This window comes from Candidatus Obscuribacterales bacterium (assembly GCA_036703605.1).
Taxonomy (GTDB): domain Bacteria; phylum Cyanobacteriota; class Cyanobacteriia; order RECH01; family RECH01; genus RECH01.
Window position 1 is genome coordinate 1 of sequence record DATNRH010001056.1, and the last position, 1147, is coordinate 1147.

General features: G+C 53.2%; 1 protein-coding gene. It reads right to left on the reverse strand.

Annotation, left to right across the window (positions count from 1 at the left end; all coding sequences use genetic code 11):
• Window positions 1–253: 253 nt before the first annotated feature.
• On the reverse strand, window positions 254–961 hold the full coding sequence (locus V6D20_21495; GenBank protein ID HEY9818357.1) for a phage minor head protein: 708 nt from the start codon (window positions 959–961) through the stop codon (window positions 254–256).
• Between the last annotated feature and the right edge of the window lie 186 nt (window positions 962–1147).

Here is a 1147-nt window from a genome sequence, read left to right on the forward strand (position 1 = left end):
CTTCCCCTGTCTGCTGCTGCCATTTTTCGTGTGATCCTTCAGGCGGATTATCAAGCACCCACCTAGCAAAATCCCAGGACCAACACTCTATGCCATTGGCACTGTGAAAGATCAGCCCGGTTGTGTCGGATGGAACGAACACATCGCCTTCTGATGGTTTGAATCCTAACTCTTCCATTACCCTCTCCCATTAAAAAACCTGCAATCAGGCTACCCCGATGCAGGCTTGTTTGTCTAATAACTTATTGGTCTATTAATCCATTACGATATAACCACTTGAACACCGGCAGTTTATCGTATTTTCTGCACTGCCTACGGGGTCTCCTGGGTACATCAGCGCCTCGCCGTCAACTTGGAACGGCTCATCCTTTGGCACCGTTTGACCATCAGCCGCCCTGTGAGCATCCCTTGTGCGGCTTGAGTTATCGCTGATCCACTCTTTCATCATAGGCAAGCCAACCTCATCGGCAGACTTCAGCGCCCCGAAGTTGCCCGCGCTGTGTGTCTCTGTCCTGGCAATCACCGCAGCCCGCGCCCTACCTATAGCAGACGCCTTGCTATTAATGTTCTTAGCTATCTCAGCAACGCCGATGCCCGCCTGCCTGCCTGACTCTATCTGGGCCATGATCTGCGTAACAGTGGTGCGGCTGATGTCCTCGGCTATCTGCTCGCCGCCATAGGTCAATATATACTCTTGAACCATGCGCTCGAATAGGTCTTCGTGTGATGCCTTGGTGGTGATGGGAGTTGAACGGTTCTTGGCCTGCTCAAGTATGCGCCCGCCTAGTGCTTGAATAGAGGCAGACCACATCTGGCGCAGACGGGTATTTATTCTCCGGTTATGCTCTGGGGGCAGGTTGGCTTGGCCTGATACTTCCCACGCCTTAACAATGTCAACAGTGGTTCGGGCTATCTCAATGGCTATGATGCGCTCTGACTGTCGGCTGATGCGGTCAAGCAATAGCATCTGCCTACGGCGCTCACGTTGGCGGTCCTGATCAAGAAGTCTTCGGGGCATATGCCAGACTCTTCAGGTCAATGGCTGATAGTCGGCTGCGTTCTTCGCCTGGGGATAGCGGGTTGTCATCCATAGGCTCGGACAAACCAAGGTCTAGCGGAGTGGTTGCCATGCTAAGCGGAATCATGC